This is a genomic window from Polynucleobacter sp. AP-Nino-20-G2 (assembly GCF_018688235.1).
Taxonomy (GTDB): domain Bacteria; phylum Pseudomonadota; class Gammaproteobacteria; order Burkholderiales; family Burkholderiaceae; genus Polynucleobacter.
This window is the reverse complement of sequence record NZ_CP061313.1, coordinates 1,252,234-1,265,988: the sequence shown is the minus strand read 5'-3', so window position 1 is coordinate 1,265,988 and position 13,755 is coordinate 1,252,234. Positions and strand designations below refer to the sequence as shown.

General features: G+C 48.3%; 14 protein-coding genes. 8 read left to right on the top strand and 6 right to left on the bottom strand.

Annotated elements, in window-relative coordinates:
• Position 1: 1 nt before the first annotated feature.
• Positions 2 to 658 carry a heme-binding protein gene (locus FD960_RS06580; protein ID WP_251369759.1) on the top strand — a complete coding sequence of 219 codons (657 nt, stop codon included), beginning with the start codon at positions 2 to 4 and terminating at the stop codon, positions 656 to 658.
• A 14-nt stretch (positions 659 to 672) separates the two neighbouring features.
• Here the strand turns inward: FD960_RS06580 and FD960_RS06575 are convergent, their stop codons facing one another.
• The 5 genes from FD960_RS06575 to FD960_RS06555 are packed head-to-tail and all read right to left on the bottom strand — an operon-like array spanning position 673 to position 6,227.
• Positions 673 to 1,554, bottom strand: coding sequence for a 23S rRNA (adenine(2030)-N(6))-methyltransferase RlmJ (locus FD960_RS06575; protein ID WP_215298054.1), 882 nt, complete (start codon positions 1,552 to 1,554; stop codon positions 673 to 675).
• A gap of 2 nt (positions 1,555 to 1,556) precedes the next feature.
• Positions 1,557 to 2,354: a phosphatase PAP2 family protein gene (locus tag FD960_RS06570; RefSeq protein ID WP_215298053.1), complete on the bottom strand. Its 798-nt coding sequence runs from the start codon at positions 2,352 to 2,354 to the stop codon at positions 1,557 to 1,559.
• A gap of 5 nt (positions 2,355 to 2,359) precedes the next feature.
• Complete coding sequence (locus tag FD960_RS06565; protein WP_215298051.1) at positions 2,360 to 3,619, bottom strand: glycosyltransferase family 9 protein; 1,260 nt, start codon at positions 3,617 to 3,619, stop codon at positions 2,360 to 2,362.
• A gap of 19 nt (positions 3,620 to 3,638) precedes the next feature.
• Positions 3,639 to 4,682 carry a lysylphosphatidylglycerol synthase transmembrane domain-containing protein gene (locus tag FD960_RS06560; RefSeq protein WP_215298049.1) on the bottom strand — a complete coding sequence of 348 codons (1,044 nt, stop codon included), beginning with the start codon at positions 4,680 to 4,682 and terminating at the stop codon, positions 3,639 to 3,641.
• Between the two features lie 48 nt (positions 4,683 to 4,730).
• Entirely contained in the window at positions 4,731 to 6,227 is a 1,497-nt protein-coding gene (locus tag FD960_RS06555; protein WP_215298047.1) for a glycosyltransferase family 39 protein, read from the bottom strand.
• Between the two features lie 48 nt (positions 6,228 to 6,275).
• On the opposite strand from FD960_RS06555, the gene FD960_RS06550 reads away from it, so the two are divergent.
• Positions 6,276 to 7,073 carry a DUF3047 domain-containing protein gene (locus FD960_RS06550; protein ID WP_215298045.1) on the top strand — a complete coding sequence of 266 codons (798 nt, stop codon included), beginning with the start codon at positions 6,276 to 6,278 and terminating at the stop codon, positions 7,071 to 7,073.
• A 15-nt stretch (positions 7,074 to 7,088) separates the two neighbouring features.
• Here FD960_RS06550 and FD960_RS06545 read toward each other — a convergent pair whose 3' ends face one another.
• Positions 7,089 to 9,371, bottom strand: coding sequence for a cation-translocating P-type ATPase (locus FD960_RS06545; protein ID WP_215298043.1), 2,283 nt, complete (start codon positions 9,369 to 9,371; stop codon positions 7,089 to 7,091).
• A gap of 71 nt (positions 9,372 to 9,442) precedes the next feature.
• On the opposite strand from FD960_RS06545, the gene FD960_RS06540 reads away from it, so the two are divergent.
• The 6 genes from FD960_RS06540 (at position 9,443) to FD960_RS06515 (ending at position 13,722) form a co-directional block, all read left to right on the top strand.
• Positions 9,443 to 9,637: a heavy-metal-associated domain-containing protein gene (locus tag FD960_RS06540; RefSeq protein WP_215298041.1), complete on the top strand. Its 195-nt coding sequence runs from the start codon at positions 9,443 to 9,445 to the stop codon at positions 9,635 to 9,637.
• Between the two features lie 67 nt (positions 9,638 to 9,704).
• Positions 9,705 to 10,352: a DUF47 domain-containing protein gene (locus FD960_RS06535; RefSeq protein ID WP_215298039.1), complete on the top strand. Its 648-nt coding sequence runs from the start codon at positions 9,705 to 9,707 to the stop codon at positions 10,350 to 10,352.
• A gap of 80 nt (positions 10,353 to 10,432) precedes the next feature.
• Positions 10,433 to 11,374, top strand: a complete 942-nt coding sequence (locus FD960_RS06530; protein WP_371817451.1) for an anion permease — start codon at positions 10,433 to 10,435, stop codon at positions 11,372 to 11,374.
• 141 nt (positions 11,375 to 11,515) lie between these two features.
• The gene (gene apbC, locus FD960_RS06525) at positions 11,516 to 12,604 is read left to right on the top strand and encodes an iron-sulfur cluster carrier protein ApbC (protein WP_215298035.1); all 1,089 of its coding nucleotides are present in this window, start codon (positions 11,516 to 11,518) and stop codon (positions 12,602 to 12,604) included.
• Positions 12,605 to 12,628: 24 nt separating this feature from the next.
• On the top strand, positions 12,629 to 13,159 hold the full coding sequence (locus tag FD960_RS06520; protein ID WP_251369758.1) for a DUF3305 domain-containing protein: 531 nt from the start codon (positions 12,629 to 12,631) through the stop codon (positions 13,157 to 13,159).
• A complete protein-coding gene (locus FD960_RS06515) occupies positions 13,159 to 13,722 on the top strand; it encodes a DUF3306 domain-containing protein (protein ID WP_215298031.1) in 564 nt (187 codons plus the stop codon). Before FD960_RS06520 ends, FD960_RS06515 begins: the two co-directional genes overlap by 1 nt.
• Positions 13,723 to 13,755: the final 33 nt, after the last annotated feature.

The window sequence follows — 13,755 nt, the reverse complement described above, 5'->3', positions numbered from 1 at the left end:
AATGACCAAGGACTCTCCCTTGCGAATATTGTTATTTTTAACAAGTATCTTGATTGCGAGCATCGCGATGGCAACAGAAGAGCCAAAATATACAGTCCTACAAAAGTCTGAGCCTTTTGAGCTAAGGGTTTATGCTCCGTTGATATTGGCTGAGGTGTCGGTCACTGGCGATTTGGATTCCGCATCTAGCCAAGGCTTTCGGTTGATTGCCGCCTACATTTTTGGACAAAATCAAGTGAGCGAAAAAATCTCCATGACTGCTCCGGTGGGTATTGAAGCTGATAGCGAGAGTAAAAGCGCTAAGATTGAAATGACAGCGCCCGTAACTGTCGAAGGCGGCATATTGCCAAAGGACCGGGATAATTCTCGCTGGACAGTGTCATTCGTCATGCCGTCTGAATACACTTTCAGCACTTTGCCAAAGCCTTTAAATTCTCTAGTCCATATTCGAGAAGTGCCCGCAGCAAAGAAGGCCGTCATTCAATTCTCCGGCTTTTATAACGAAGAGAAAGTTTTAGAAAAAACTCAAGCGCTGGAGGAGTGGATTAGGGTCATGGGATTGCAAGCTGTAGGCTCCCCACAATTTGCTCGCTACAACCCACCTTGGACATTGCCTTTTATGCGGCGCAATGAAGTGATGATTCAGGTGCGAGATTAATTTTTCGATTGCCTTTAAGCCTCAAAACTCTTGAGCAAAAATTCGGCGCGATTATCTTGGCCCAAGGCTTTGACTAGGATGGGCAAGCTCTCAGCAAGATGCTTTTCTAATGTCCACGGTGGGTTAATGATGAACATACCGCTAGCCTGAAGGCGCCGCTCTTTTGGGGCATTTTCTACGCGTAGCTCTGCATGCAACCACGAACGTTTGTGATTCGCGGCGATCTTTTTAAGGTGATCTGGAAGCGCGGCAGATTCACGGCGAGAGAGAACGGGGTACCAGATAGCATAGCAACCAGTGGCAAAGCGCTGCAAGGCTTCTTCCATGGCGGTTTCGAGATAGCGATAGTCTTGCTTATCCTCGTACGACGGGTCAATTAAGACCAGTCCACGTCTGCTCGGCGGAGGCAGCAGGCCTTTTAATCTTGCAAAACTATCTTCTGCATAAACATCAATTTGCTTGGCTTGTTTTAGTTCGCTGATATTGTGACGCAAAATATCAATTTCTTTGGGGTGAAGCTCAAAGAGCTTTAGGCGATCTTGTGCTCGAAGTAAGCGTGCCAATATAAATGGTGAGCCAGGGTAGACGCTGATGTCGCCGTCACCATTTTCATTTCGAATGCATTCCAAATAATTACTAATGCCCGCACTCATTGGTTTGCCTGTCGCCAATTGATCGGCTGTAAATTTGGCAAGTCGATAGATGCCCTCATCAGCTTCTTTGCTGACAGTTGCGAAGCCATCAATCAAGCTGTAAATACCAGCGCCTGCATGTGTATCAACAATGGTGAGGGCCCCTGGTTTTTCCTGAAGGTATTCCACCAAGTGAATAAGGGTAAGGTGCTTCAGAATATCTGCATGACTGCCCGCATGAAAGGCGTGCCTGTAACTAAACATCTTTAAGCGACTTTCCTATTCTGGGCTTTGATAAAAAAAGCCAGGGTAATACTAACGAGCACTGCGCTGGCGTATTGCAAGGATTGATTTTGGCTTAAATCCATAGTTTGCGTGAGCAGAGCATAAATAGTGGCCGCTCCCCCAAGCGCAAGCAATCTGGGTACGGTCTTATTGGGTGCCAATTGGGCCTCAGGAATACGTTGAGATAACAGAGCGCCAGCCATGCCCGACCATAGACCAATTGCGCAGCCAGCCAATACATCGGTGAACCAATGGGCGCCGATTGCATTGCGAGATACTCCTGCGAGCCCCGCGAGGAGAAAGAGCCACCACAAGTTAGCCCGCTTATTTTTATCACAGGCGAAGAAAATCCCGGCCGCAACAGCAAATGCTGTCAATGTATGACCCGAGGGCATTGCTCGGTAGAGTAGTGGTTCGCCAACTCGGTAAAAGTCATCTAAAGCCAGAACGCTCGCTGGTCTTGGGAAGGCTAAAAAAGATTTGACTATTAGGCTAATGATTCCACCAATGGCAGATGCCAGAAGACCGGCGCAGAGTAATCGTGGTGCTAGCAATAGTAATGGGAAGCAAAGCGCAAATGCTCCCCAGCCATTTCCTAAAAAGGTAAGCCACGCCCATGCTGTATCAGGTACGACTTGCGTCGACTGATTAATCAATAAAAATGTCGGCGTTTGTAGATTACCAAAGTAAATCCCGATTGCTAGACCAAGTGGAAGCAATGGTGTAAACCACGCCCAGACAGCGATGTTGCCGACGGCTAGCTTTTGCTCCTCGGACATGCGAATCAGCGAGCCTTCTCTTGGTCTGCTTCATTCAATTGATGAACCATCTTTTCTAAAACCTGAGTAACGGTAATGGCTTGCATACAGACATTGTCATGACAAGGGGTCTTACGATGATTCGCAGCGCTCACACAAGGTGAACAAGCAAGGTTGGCGGTGATGGAGATGGATTTTCCTACTGAACCATAAAGCGCCGGAGTCTCTGGGCCAAATAAAACAACCGTTCTGAGTGCGGTAACCGCGGAGAAGTGGCCGGGACCGGAGTCGTTGGTAACCATTACATCAGACAGGGTGTATAGCGGAGGTAGTTCCGCAAAGCTGACTTGACCTGCAAAGTTCAGCGCATTTTTCACGTTCGCTACAGCACGTACTTTTTCTACGTATTCAAATTCAGCAGGAGAGCCGGTGATCAAAATCAAGTCCTGAGGGTAGCGTTGATGCAGGCCATGAATCAATTCTGAGAAACGTTGTTGCGCCCAACGTCTTTGGGGTAGTAGGTCGCTCGCATTCGGATTGACCAAGATGAGACGTTGCTTGCCTTGGGAGAATGGAATACCAGCTTCTGTACTGAGTTTTTCAATGCGCTCCCGAACTTTAACGAGTGCATTCGGGTCAATTACCGCCTGCTCGAGACGCACTTCAGAATCCGCAATATGGATTTTGCTGAAGGGTGCTTCAACCTCTTTTGCGAAGGCCGCATGGATGAGGGATAAAAAGTTTTTAGTAATGTGAATATGTGGGTTGTAGTGCACTTTACGTGTCAACATAAAGCCGCGCCATAGCCCTTCACCGTGGAAGATGTGATAACCAACACGACGACGTGCACCGCATAGGCCGGTAAGTAGTGCCGTAAACCGAGAGAAGAGCTCCAGGTCAATCACGGTATCAATGCGATGCTTGCGAGCAATAATCAAGAATTTGATCGTATCTCTAATTAACCCACCCAGACTGGAAGAGTCAATCGTGAAAATATTTTCTGGCTTAACGGTATTGAGCAAAGTGAGGCTGGCGCGATTACTTTTAAAAATCAAGAAGAATAACTCTGCACCCCGTGCTTGTGCGTTGCGCATGGCAGGGTCAACCAAAATAGCGCTACCCATTTCAGATAGCTCGATGAAGAGCAGTTTGCGTGGTGCCTCAGATTGTTGGTTAAAGATATTTTTGATGCCATCGATGAGGGCGACAATAGGACTTGCTACCGCACAGAGTGGCACGCCGACCCAATGATCGATGGCGCGCATGGTGTTAACGCTAATACTCATAGTAGGGCTCTAAAAAGAATTATTTCCGTTTGAATAAAAAATAAGCGCCTGGTAAAACCGATATCACGGTAATGGCGCCATAACTAATGGATGCAAGTACTGTCATTGAGGGATTGATGCCCCACAAAGCTAGGACGGAAGAAAGTGTCGCCTCTCGCAGACCCCATCCAGAGATGCTAATAGGGAGCATGAGCAGTAAGCTGAGTGCTGGTAAGCCAATCATGAGGGCTTCAATTGGCGCATCTACTCCGTAAGCTTTAAGACAAAACAAGAGCGTCAGGATGGTTAGGAAATGAATTCCAATTGCTAGTGCAGCTTGGGCAATATTCATTGGCCAAGAAAAAGCGAACTTGATTCCCGGTAGCGCGTTATTCATTTGCAGCTTGTCGAGGAGCCTTTGCAATAGTTTGCAAGTTGGCTCCCAGGCTAAGGCAGCAGCGATGATCAGGCCGGCAAAAATCATGATGCTGGTTACGGCATAACCCAGATCTTTCCCCCAAACAGCTAAAGTAGCGCCGCCCAAAATGAGGCCAATTCCGCCCAATAAATTATTACCCGCCAAGCCGAGCAGACGATCGACTAAAACCATTGCAAAGCTAAGTCGCAATTTTGGATTGGCATGCTCTAGGTCTACTGAGTGATGCAACTCTTTGTCTAACTCTTTTGCTTCTGCAAGTTTGCCGCTGCTGGTTAAGTGGGTTGCGGTAATGGCGCGATAGCTATCGCCGCCCAAGGTGCTCGGTAGACCCTGGTTAATGAGGCCGCCTGCTATATACAGTCCAATATACGACTGAATGCGGCGCGGAAAACCTACGGCCTGCATAAACATGCCCCAGCGATAGCCTCCACAAATAAACGCCAACATCATGCAGATTAAGGCAGCTAAAAACCACATGGGCTCCATCTGAATTTCTGAGTTAAACAGGGTGCGCCAATCAATTCCGCTTGTGGCTTTCCAAAGGAGCGCAGCGGATAGCAAAATGCGAATTGTGGGCCAAGCCCGCTTGAGGAGTGCTTTCCACCCAGATGTGGCTTTAGGGGTGGATTGGGGTTGTGAACTCATAGGCGTAAGGATAATGCCTTGCGCCCCTAAGGTCTTGAATTTGGAGAATTAGTGCGGCGTTTCTGATTCCTGCCAGTTACGACAAAGGCTGAAGTCAAACTTGGACAAAACATGGCCAAATCGAATGATTTCTAGGGTATCTAGGGGTTCACAGCGCTCAAAGGCTGGTTTGGCTCCCACGGGGGGTGCAAATGTCATGCCAGACCAATTAATGAGAAGGGCGCTGGATCCTGATGGAATCTGCCCAAACCAGAGGTCAAACTGATCATGGCGTTGATCTAGTACGAAAACTGTCAGGGGGCTGGCGTACCAAGCAGCCCTGCTGCCAAGCGTCCAGTTTTGCACTGCAATACTATTGGCTTGGGTGGCCTTGGCTAATTGAGATGCTTTTTGTCCTGCTGCCTTCCATCCGTAGAGATCGGCAATAGGGTTGGACTTCATTGCTGCGGAGTTAATGCCGCCAGCAAGTACAAAGGCAAAGCCTAGAATGCAAATGAATACTTGGCCAACAAACAACATTTGTATGGCAAGACGTTTGTTCATATTCCACGCCTTCGCTAAGCCAATGCCCGCAAAAGGCGCAAGACAAAACCAGGCGGGAGTGGTCCAGTGAGGAAGGCTGCCGCCTCCCGATAAGCTGGCAAAGATGCAGAAGGGGATGAAGAAGAAGCTAAGAAGGGCGAATAAAACGAGCTTGCGGGAATATAGACAATCCTTGAGGAAGGTGAAGGCGCCGATAAGCAAGAGCGGACCAAAGCAAGCAATCTGGATTCCAATAAATGCCGCAACTCTGCGCCATGCCCAAGCGCCACCGCTACCGTGGGCAATTTGATATCTGAAGGAAATCCAGTCATTTATCCAGTTCCAATAAAGCACTGGGCTAATTGCAATCAGCGCAATGACAGCAGCCACCCAAAATCCTGTCTTAGTGATCCACGGTTTTTTGGGGAGAGACAGAAAGACAAGTAGAAGGGCAATGGCGGTGAAAGCCGCAGTATATTTGCTGAGCCCAGCTAAGCCTAGCAGCACTCCAATACTCATCCAATCCGAAATGGTGAGGGTGTCTTGTCGAACCCAGCGCAATGCCATCAACATCAGACCAAGACTCAGCGGGGCAAGTAAGGTGTCCGGTAGGAGGCCGATGGCGAGAACGTGTGGAAGTGGCGCCGCAATAATTGCCAATACAGCCATGAGTCCGCATAAATTGGCTGAAGGGAGGGCGGTGGTGAGGTAGCCCGCATTACGTCCCTGCATGACATGGTGAATCTCTAAAGTCACTTCGTACACTAGATAAGCAGAAAGCGCCCAGAGCAATTCTGGAATGAGGCGGATGATGCCTTCCGATGAAGTGAGTGCTACTAGTGGCCATTGGATCCAGCCTACTAGTGGTGGGTGATCAAAATAGCTCCACGCCAAATGCTTGGCATATAAGGCATAGTGCGCTTCATCTACCGAGAATTCAATTGAAAAGCCCAAAGCAAAATGAATCACTGCGGCAATGCAGATGCCGATGGCGGCCCAGTTTGAGGGGGATTGATGGCGCATGGAATGATTTTAGACTCAGTCCATTGAATCTTTGGGACAATTAACCACATGCTTAAAAGAATCTTGCTGATCGCATGCATCAGTTCCTCTATCTTGCTGGTAGCCTGCGCTGGGTTTACTGGCCAGTCCCTGGAGAATGAAGCGGGCCAGCCCTTTAATGTGGACCAATTACCCGCTCAGGAGGAGTTGCCAAAATTTTCCACTGAGAGGCCACGCGATGGCATGCCGGAAGGCTGGCACTTTTACCGCATAGCGCCTTATAAGAAAAACACAATTTATCGCCTTGAAAACTATCAAGGCCGAACAGTATTGGCTGCTAATTCCAAAGCATCTGCCTCTGGACTTGCGGTAAAGCTGCGTCCTCGCTCCGCTCAAAACCTATCGATGCAATGGGAGTGGAAGGCAGCAGGGGCAATGCCACAAGCTGATAATGCGGACGGTCAAAATGATGATTCACCTCTGCGGATTTTAGTGGCCTTTGATGGGAATAAAACAAAGCTGCCACTAAAGGAGAAACTCACTTTTGAAATGGCTAGTCTTATTAGCGGTCAAGAAATGCCGTATGCAACTCTGATGTATATCTGGTCGGGAAAGAATCCCATCAACACTGTGTTAAGTAATGCGCATACTTCTCGCATCAAGATGATCGTCGTGGATTCTGGGTGGGAAAATCTCAGCGAATGGCGCAAGCACGAACGCGATCTTGCAGCGGATTACAAGTTAGCCTACGGAGAGAACCCAGGAAATGTGATTGGCATCGCACTACTGACAGATACTGATAACACCAAGTCTGAAACACGGGCCTTGTATGGAGATATTGAATTGATTCGTAAGAATCAAAAATAATGCGCTGATATTCTTTTAGGATTGCTTTGGGTGCCAGCGCTTGAGAAGCAGGGCATTACTCAATACGCAGAAGCTAGAAAGCGCCATGGCACTGCCGGCCAGCATTGGTGATAGGTAGCCCAGTGCCGCCATAGGGATTCCGATGGTATTGAAGGCGAAAGCCCAAAATAAGTTTTGACGAATCTTGCTCCAGGTTTTCTTGGAGATATCAATCGCATCTGCGACCAAGGTCGGGTCGCCTCGCATTAAAGTGATGCCCGCAGCCTGCATGGCGACATCTGTTCCCGTAGACATTGCCATCCCCACATCCGCCATCGCCAAGGCTGGCGCGTCATTCACTCCATCGCCAACCATGGCCACGTAATGCTTTTGACTGCCAAAGCCGCTCTGCAATGTTTGAATAATCTCTGCTTTGTTGCCTGGCATGATTTGGGCAAAGACTTCATCTATGCCAATAGATTTGCTTACCCGTTGAGCGGCAGATAAATTGTCCCCTGAAAGCATGACGGTGCGAATGCCTAAATCATGGAGGGCATCAACTGCCGATTTCGCGTTTGCTTTTAGCTCATCTCCAAATGCGATGATGGCAATTGGAGTGTTTAATGAATCTAGCTCGTTTCCTAGATTCATTAATACAGAAACGGTTTGTCCTTGGTCAAAGCAGGCTTGTGCTTTTTCTAGAACGAGGGGAAGGTTTGGATTGCCCTCTAGTGACACCACGCTCTGCAAGCGGAGTGTATGCCCAGCAAAAGGGCCTGCAGTCGGAATGGCTTCAATACCAATTCCTGGCAGTGCTTTGCTATTGACAGTGGTAATCGCTGCAATCTGTTGATCTTTGGCGGCATCTAGTAATGCTTTGGCTAAAGGGTGCTCACTACCCAACTGCAGGCCTGCCGCCGTTGCCAGAATTTCATTGGTTTGTATGGATACTTGATTGAAAGGGAGGAGTGTAAGCAAGCGAGGTTTACCGATAGTAAGCGTTCCCGTTTTATCAAATGCCACGATATCGAGTTTGTGCGCAAGCTCCAGCACTTGTGGATCTTTAATCAGAATGCCAAAGCGGGCTGCAACCCCGGTTCCCGCCATGATGGCTGCTGGTGTTGCTAAACCCAGTGCACAAGGGCAGGCAATGACGAGTACAGATACGGCGCGTAAGATGGCGATAGATGTGGAATCGATATAGAGCCAATTCGCTATAGCAGTAATCACGGCGATGAGAATGACTGTAGGAACAAAAATTGCGCTTACTTGATCTACCAGTTTTTGAATGGAGGCTTTTTGAGTTTGAGCCTCCTCAACCAAAAGAATGATTTTGGAGAGAACGCTCTCAACGCCAACGGCCTCAGCCCGCACCACCAGTGCACCCTCACCGTTGAGTGATCCGCCAATCACTTTAGATTGAGGCATTTTTTTCACGGGCTCACTTTCGCCGGTGAGCAGTGATTCGTCGACGTGTCCGTTGCCGACAATAATTTTGCCATCAACTGGAATGCGTTCACCAGGCAAAACTAAGATGCAGTCTCCAGGCAGGACCTGATCTAAAGGTAGGTCTCGATATTGATCTGGAGTAAAGCTGCCAGCAAGCTGGACTTCGACATTGAGCACCTTGGCATATTCAGGCCAAAGTTTTTGGAGGGCGCGAATTGCCTCACTGGTCTGTTGTTTGGCGCGAGCTTCTAGCCATTTGCCCAATAAGACCATGCAGATAATGATTGCGGATCCTTCAAAGTACAGCTCGTGAGCATGGCCTGAGGTAAGGAGAAGATATAGACTTAGCCCGTATGCTGCGCTAGTACCGATGGCTACGAGTAAATCCATATTCCCAGCGCCAGCCATGAGTGACTTGTAGCCTGCCTTGTAAAAACGCCATCCCAGTATGAGTTGTATGGGGGTCGCCAAGACGAGCTGCCACCATCCCGATAAAGACCAGTGAATACCTAAAGGCATCAATAACATTGGCAAGACTAGTGGGGTGGCGAGGGCGAAGCCAAGTAAAACTCGCGCCAATCCATCGTTAGCCCAGAAGGATTTGCTTGTTTTTTGATTTAGATGGCCGCGAGGGGAGCTCTCGCTCGCCTCATACCCCGTCTTTTGAACTAGGGCAATGATGTCCGCTAGCGTGCTAGTGCCTCGTTTAACGCGGATACGCGCCTGCTCGGTAGCTAAATTCACCATTGCCGCCTCAACCCCCGGAATTTTGTCTAGCGCTTTTTCAACTCGACTCACGCAAGAGGCGCAAGTCATGCCCCCAATATCTAAGATAAAAAACTCGGAATCTGTCGGCTCTTTTGGGGTCATATAGAAGATAATCTACAGCAAGGGCTATAAAACTGCATTTTTAGCCTTTCTAAGGCATATAAGGGGGCGTTATGTTCAATCTCAAGGTTTCTGGAATGACTTGTGGTGGTTGTATTAATGCCGTGACTAGGGCGGTTCAGGCTCAAGACCCGCAGGCTAAAGTTCAGGCGGATCTTGCTACCCAAGTAGTGAGCCTGGAAACGCAGCTTTCTCCAGAATTAGCTGCGCAGCTTATAACAGATGCTGGCTTTCCCGTATCTCATTAGGGCATTGTTTAGAATGTCATCCAAGTTAGCAAATCCCGCAGTTATTGTTTCTAAAGGATCGTGATTTATGTTCTTCAGTAAGTTAATGCCTCACGATGGTAATTTTTTCGAATTGTTCAATCAACACGCTGAACATATCGTTTCCGCATCTGAATCTTTTCTGAAATTCATCGAGCATTACAACGATGAAGCGTTGCGTGCGAAATATACCCAAGAGGTCGATAGTGCTGAGCACGCTTGTGATGATGTTGTGAAAGAGGTGCATCGCCGCCTGCACAAGACATTTATCACTCCAATCGATCGTGACCAGATCTTCTCTTTAATTAATACGATGGATGACGTTGCTGATTTAATTCAGAACGGCACCGAGGCAATGCATTTATATAACGTCAAGCAAATGACGGATGAAATGCTCCATATGGCCGAGCTTTGCAATCAATGTTGTATTGGTATGCGTAATGCTGTTGGCATGCTCAAAGACATCTCTGATCCTGAAGTTGCTAAGGCTGCCCTGAAGACTTGCGATGAAATAGACCATCTGGAGTCTGGCGCAGACCGCTTGCTTTCAACGGCGATTACCAAGCTTTTCCGTGAGGAAATTGAGGTGCGTGAGTTGATTAAGTTGCAGCGGATTTATGAGTTGCTCGAGGAAGTGACTGATAAGTGTGAAGATGCCGCCAATTTGGTTGAAGGCATTGTTCTTGAAAATTCTTAAGGTTAAATAAGTTGGCTTCCATAGAAGTAGCTTTTTGGGTAGTCGCGCTCTTGGTAGCGTTGGCTTTAGCGTTCGATTTCATGAATGGATTTCATGATGCCGCGAACTCTATTGCTACCGTTGTTTCTACTGGAGTCTTGAAGCCGCAGCAGGCGGTAGTATTTGCTGCCTTCTTTAACTTCCTAGCTATCTTCATTTTCCATCTCAGTGTTGCCGCTACCGTAGGTAAGGGCATTGTTCATCCGGCTGCCGTTGATTTGCATGTGATCTTTGGCGCTTTGGTTGGTGCCATTATTTGGAATGTCATTACCTGGTATTACGGTATTCCCTCTAGCTCCTCCCATGCCCTGATTGGCGGTCTAGTTGGCGCAGCCCTTCCTAAGGCCGGTGTAGACGGCTTGGTATGGTCGGGCATTATCAAAACGGTTTCCTTCATCTTCATTTCGCCTTTAGTGGGTTTCTTGCTCGGCTCTTTGATGATGTTGTTGGTTGCCTGGGTATGTCGCAATGCCAATCTTGCTAAAACTGATCGTTGGTTTAGACGTCTTCAGCTTCTCTCTGCAAGCGCGTACAGCTTAGGTCACGGCGGTAATGATGCGCAAAAGACTATCGGCATCATTTGGCTTCTCTTGATTATTACCGGCTATGCCGAAGCGGGGGCAAGCATGCCGCCGACTTGGACAATTATCTGTTGTTATATTGCGATCGCCATGGGCACGATGTTTGGTGGCTGGCGCATTGTGAGAACGATGGGGCAAAAGCTTACAAAGCTCAAGCCTGTTGGTGGCTTCTGCGCGGAGACGGGTGGCGCAATTACTTTATTTGCTGCAACTGCTCTCGGTGTTCCTGTATCTACTACCCACACAATTACTGGGGCTATTGTTGGCGTTGGCTCTACTCAGCGCGCTAGTGCCGTGCGTTGGGGTGTTGCGGGTAACATCGTTTGGGCTTGGATCTTCACGATACCGGCTACTGCATTGATGTCTATGGCGGTTTACTACATCAGCCTCCTTCTTTTTTAATACAGCTAAACGAGGTTAAGTGACCTCGCTTTAAGCAATTTTTTGCATGTGCGGTTAATCTACCCACTATTCCATGATTTGTAATATCTCAATAAACCATATTGAGAGCCCCACAGGGGCTTTTCTTCCTAGGAGATTTTGGTGGCGGTTACTGTAGAGGCTGTTCAAACGGCATTAAAAGGTCTGATCGATCCGAATACGCAGATCGATTTTGTAACAGCTAAGAGTGTCAAAAACTTACGCGTTGACGGTGGCGATATCAGTTTAGATATTGTGTTGAGCTACCCAGCTAAAAGCCAATTTGAACTGATTCGAAAATCGGCGATTGGTATTCTGCGTGAGTTGCCTGACGTTAAAAATGTCAGCGTTAATGTCAGCAGCCAAATTGTTGCGCATGCGGTTCAGCGTGGCGTGAAATTATTGCCTGGTGTAAAAAATATTATTGCGATTGCAAGCGGCAAGGGCGGTGTCGGTAAATCGACTACTGCCGTTAACCTTGCTTTAGCCTTGGCCGCCGAAGGTGCTCAAGTCGGAATGTTGGATGCGGATATTTATGGTCCAAGCCAGCCAATGATGCTGGGCATTACAGGTCGCCCTGAGTCTATTGAAGAAAATACGATTGAGCCTATGGAAGGCCATGGTCTGCAGGCAAGCTCCATTGGTTTCTTGATTGATGATGATGCCCCTATGGTGTGGCGCGGACCAATGGTCACATCGGCTTTGGAGCAGTTGCTTCGTCAAACACGCTGGCGCGACCTCGATTACCTCATTGTGGATATGCCTCCAGGCACTGGCGATATTCAGTTAACGCTAGCTCAAAAAGTGCCGGTGACGGGCGCTGTGATCGTGACAACCCCTCAAGATATCGCTTTGCTAGATGCGCGCAAAGGTCTCAAAATGTTTGAGAAGGTAGGCGTTCCTATCGTGGGCATTATTGAAAATATGAGTACCTATGTGTGCCCAAGTTGCGGCCATGAAGAACATGTATTCGGCACGGGTGGCGGCGAGAAGATGTGCAAAGAGTATGGCGCGGATTTCTTGGGCGCCTTACCCTTGAACTTGTCTATCCGTGAACAGGCTGATGCTGGTCGTCCAACTGTTGTGGCAGACCCCGATGGTGCGATCAGTGCAATCTATAAGACGATCGCAAGACAGGTGGCCATTAAAGTTGCCAGCCTGTCAAAAGATATGAGCAGTAAATTCCCTAATATCGTGGTTCAAAATACCTGAGGACCTATGCGTTTTGCAGTGCTCATGCGTAAGCAGTTTCTAGACAACCCATGGGTTTCGTATCGATGGGTACCCCAGGAGGTGTTGCCTGATTTCGGCCAATTTACGGCTGAAGGTCGCAATGCCAATCACAGCAGTAAATTCTCGGGGCAATTTCTGGGGCGCGATGATGATGGGGAGTCCTGGTTATTTACCGGCTACGAACTCGATCTTTTCCCGGACGAGGCAGAAGGCTATTACTTAAATCTATCCGCTACTCAGCCCTGCTGGTTTGTAATGTGGCGCCTGGAAGAAGACATCGATCGTTATATTGATGAGCAATCCATTGAGTTAGCTAAATCAGAAACGACGTTTGCTGTGCCACATCGCATTAGCGTAAGTTATAACGAAGCAGGGCGCCTGCTTGATGGTGGTGAGTCGGTGGATAGCGTTCCGATGTCGCCAGAGCATGCTTCTTGGTTGCAGGAATTTGTGAATGAGCATTACCGACCAGAGGAAAAGAAGCGGCATCGTCCCGCATCCTTTAAAGGGGCTGATCGCCCAATGGAGAAGTAATGGCTGGCGGTTTTCTAAATCGTTGGTCGCGCCGTAAAGCGGGCGAACAGATTGAGCCAGAACTAGGTTCGGCCAATACTGTTGTTCAAAAGACGGATGCTCCCTCTGCAGATCTCAATGCATCTACAGAGCCAGGGGAGGCGCCGCCTCTCACATTGGCTGATGTTGAGAAGATTGATCGTTTTGCCCCTGACTTTTCTGCTTTTATGCAGCCGGGCGTTGATCCTGCCGTTCAGCAGGCCGCGATGAAGAAGATGTTCTCCGATCCGCACTTTAATGTGATGGATGGCCTGGATATTTATATCGATGATTACTCTAAGCCCGACCCCATTCCCCTGGAGATGCTCAAGCGTATGGTTCAGTCCGATATGCTTAATATCTTCCGCAAAGGGAATGGTGACGAGGATGAAAAGACCGGCGATGCTTATCATGCGCAGGTAGCAGAGGCGACAAATCCTCCTTTGGCCGTATCGGATCAGAGTGATTTAACATCCACACCTCTCGCTTCCAATCAGGAGGTTGAGGATCAACAGTCTATCCCTGTGGATAAGAAAACAAGTTAAGAAGATTATTCATGAGCCAAAAATTAGTCTGTA

Coding starts and splice junctions, on each gene's coding strand:
- FD960_RS06580 (WP_251369759.1), top strand. CDS start 2: ATGACCAAGGACTCTCCCTTGCGAATATTGTTATTTTTAACAAGTATC.
- FD960_RS06575 (WP_215298054.1), bottom strand. CDS start 1,554: ATGTTTAGTTACAGGCACGCCTTTCATGCGGGCAGTCATGCAGATATT.
- FD960_RS06570 (WP_215298053.1), bottom strand. CDS start 2,354: ATGTCCGAGGAGCAAAAGCTAGCCGTCGGCAACATCGCTGTCTGGGCG.
- FD960_RS06565 (WP_215298051.1), bottom strand. CDS start 3,619: ATGAGTATTAGCGTTAACACCATGCGCGCCATCGATCATTGGGTCGGC.
- FD960_RS06560 (WP_215298049.1), bottom strand. CDS start 4,682: ATGAGTTCACAACCCCAATCCACCCCTAAAGCCACATCTGGGTGGAAA.
- FD960_RS06555 (WP_215298047.1), bottom strand. CDS start 6,227: ATGCGCCATCAATCCCCCTCAAACTGGGCCGCCATCGGCATCTGCATT.
- FD960_RS06550 (WP_215298045.1), top strand. CDS start 6,276: ATGCTTAAAAGAATCTTGCTGATCGCATGCATCAGTTCCTCTATCTTG.
- FD960_RS06545 (WP_215298043.1), bottom strand. CDS start 9,371: ATGACCCCAAAAGAGCCGACAGATTCCGAGTTTTTTATCTTAGATATT.
- FD960_RS06540 (WP_215298041.1), top strand. CDS start 9,443: ATGTTCAATCTCAAGGTTTCTGGAATGACTTGTGGTGGTTGTATTAAT.
- FD960_RS06535 (WP_215298039.1), top strand. CDS start 9,705: ATGTTCTTCAGTAAGTTAATGCCTCACGATGGTAATTTTTTCGAATTG.
- FD960_RS06530 (WP_371817451.1), top strand. CDS start 10,433: ATGAATGGATTTCATGATGCCGCGAACTCTATTGCTACCGTTGTTTCT.
- FD960_RS06520 (WP_251369758.1), top strand. CDS start 12,629: ATGCGTAAGCAGTTTCTAGACAACCCATGGGTTTCGTATCGATGGGTA.
- FD960_RS06515 (WP_215298031.1), top strand. CDS start 13,159: ATGGCTGGCGGTTTTCTAAATCGTTGGTCGCGCCGTAAAGCGGGCGAA.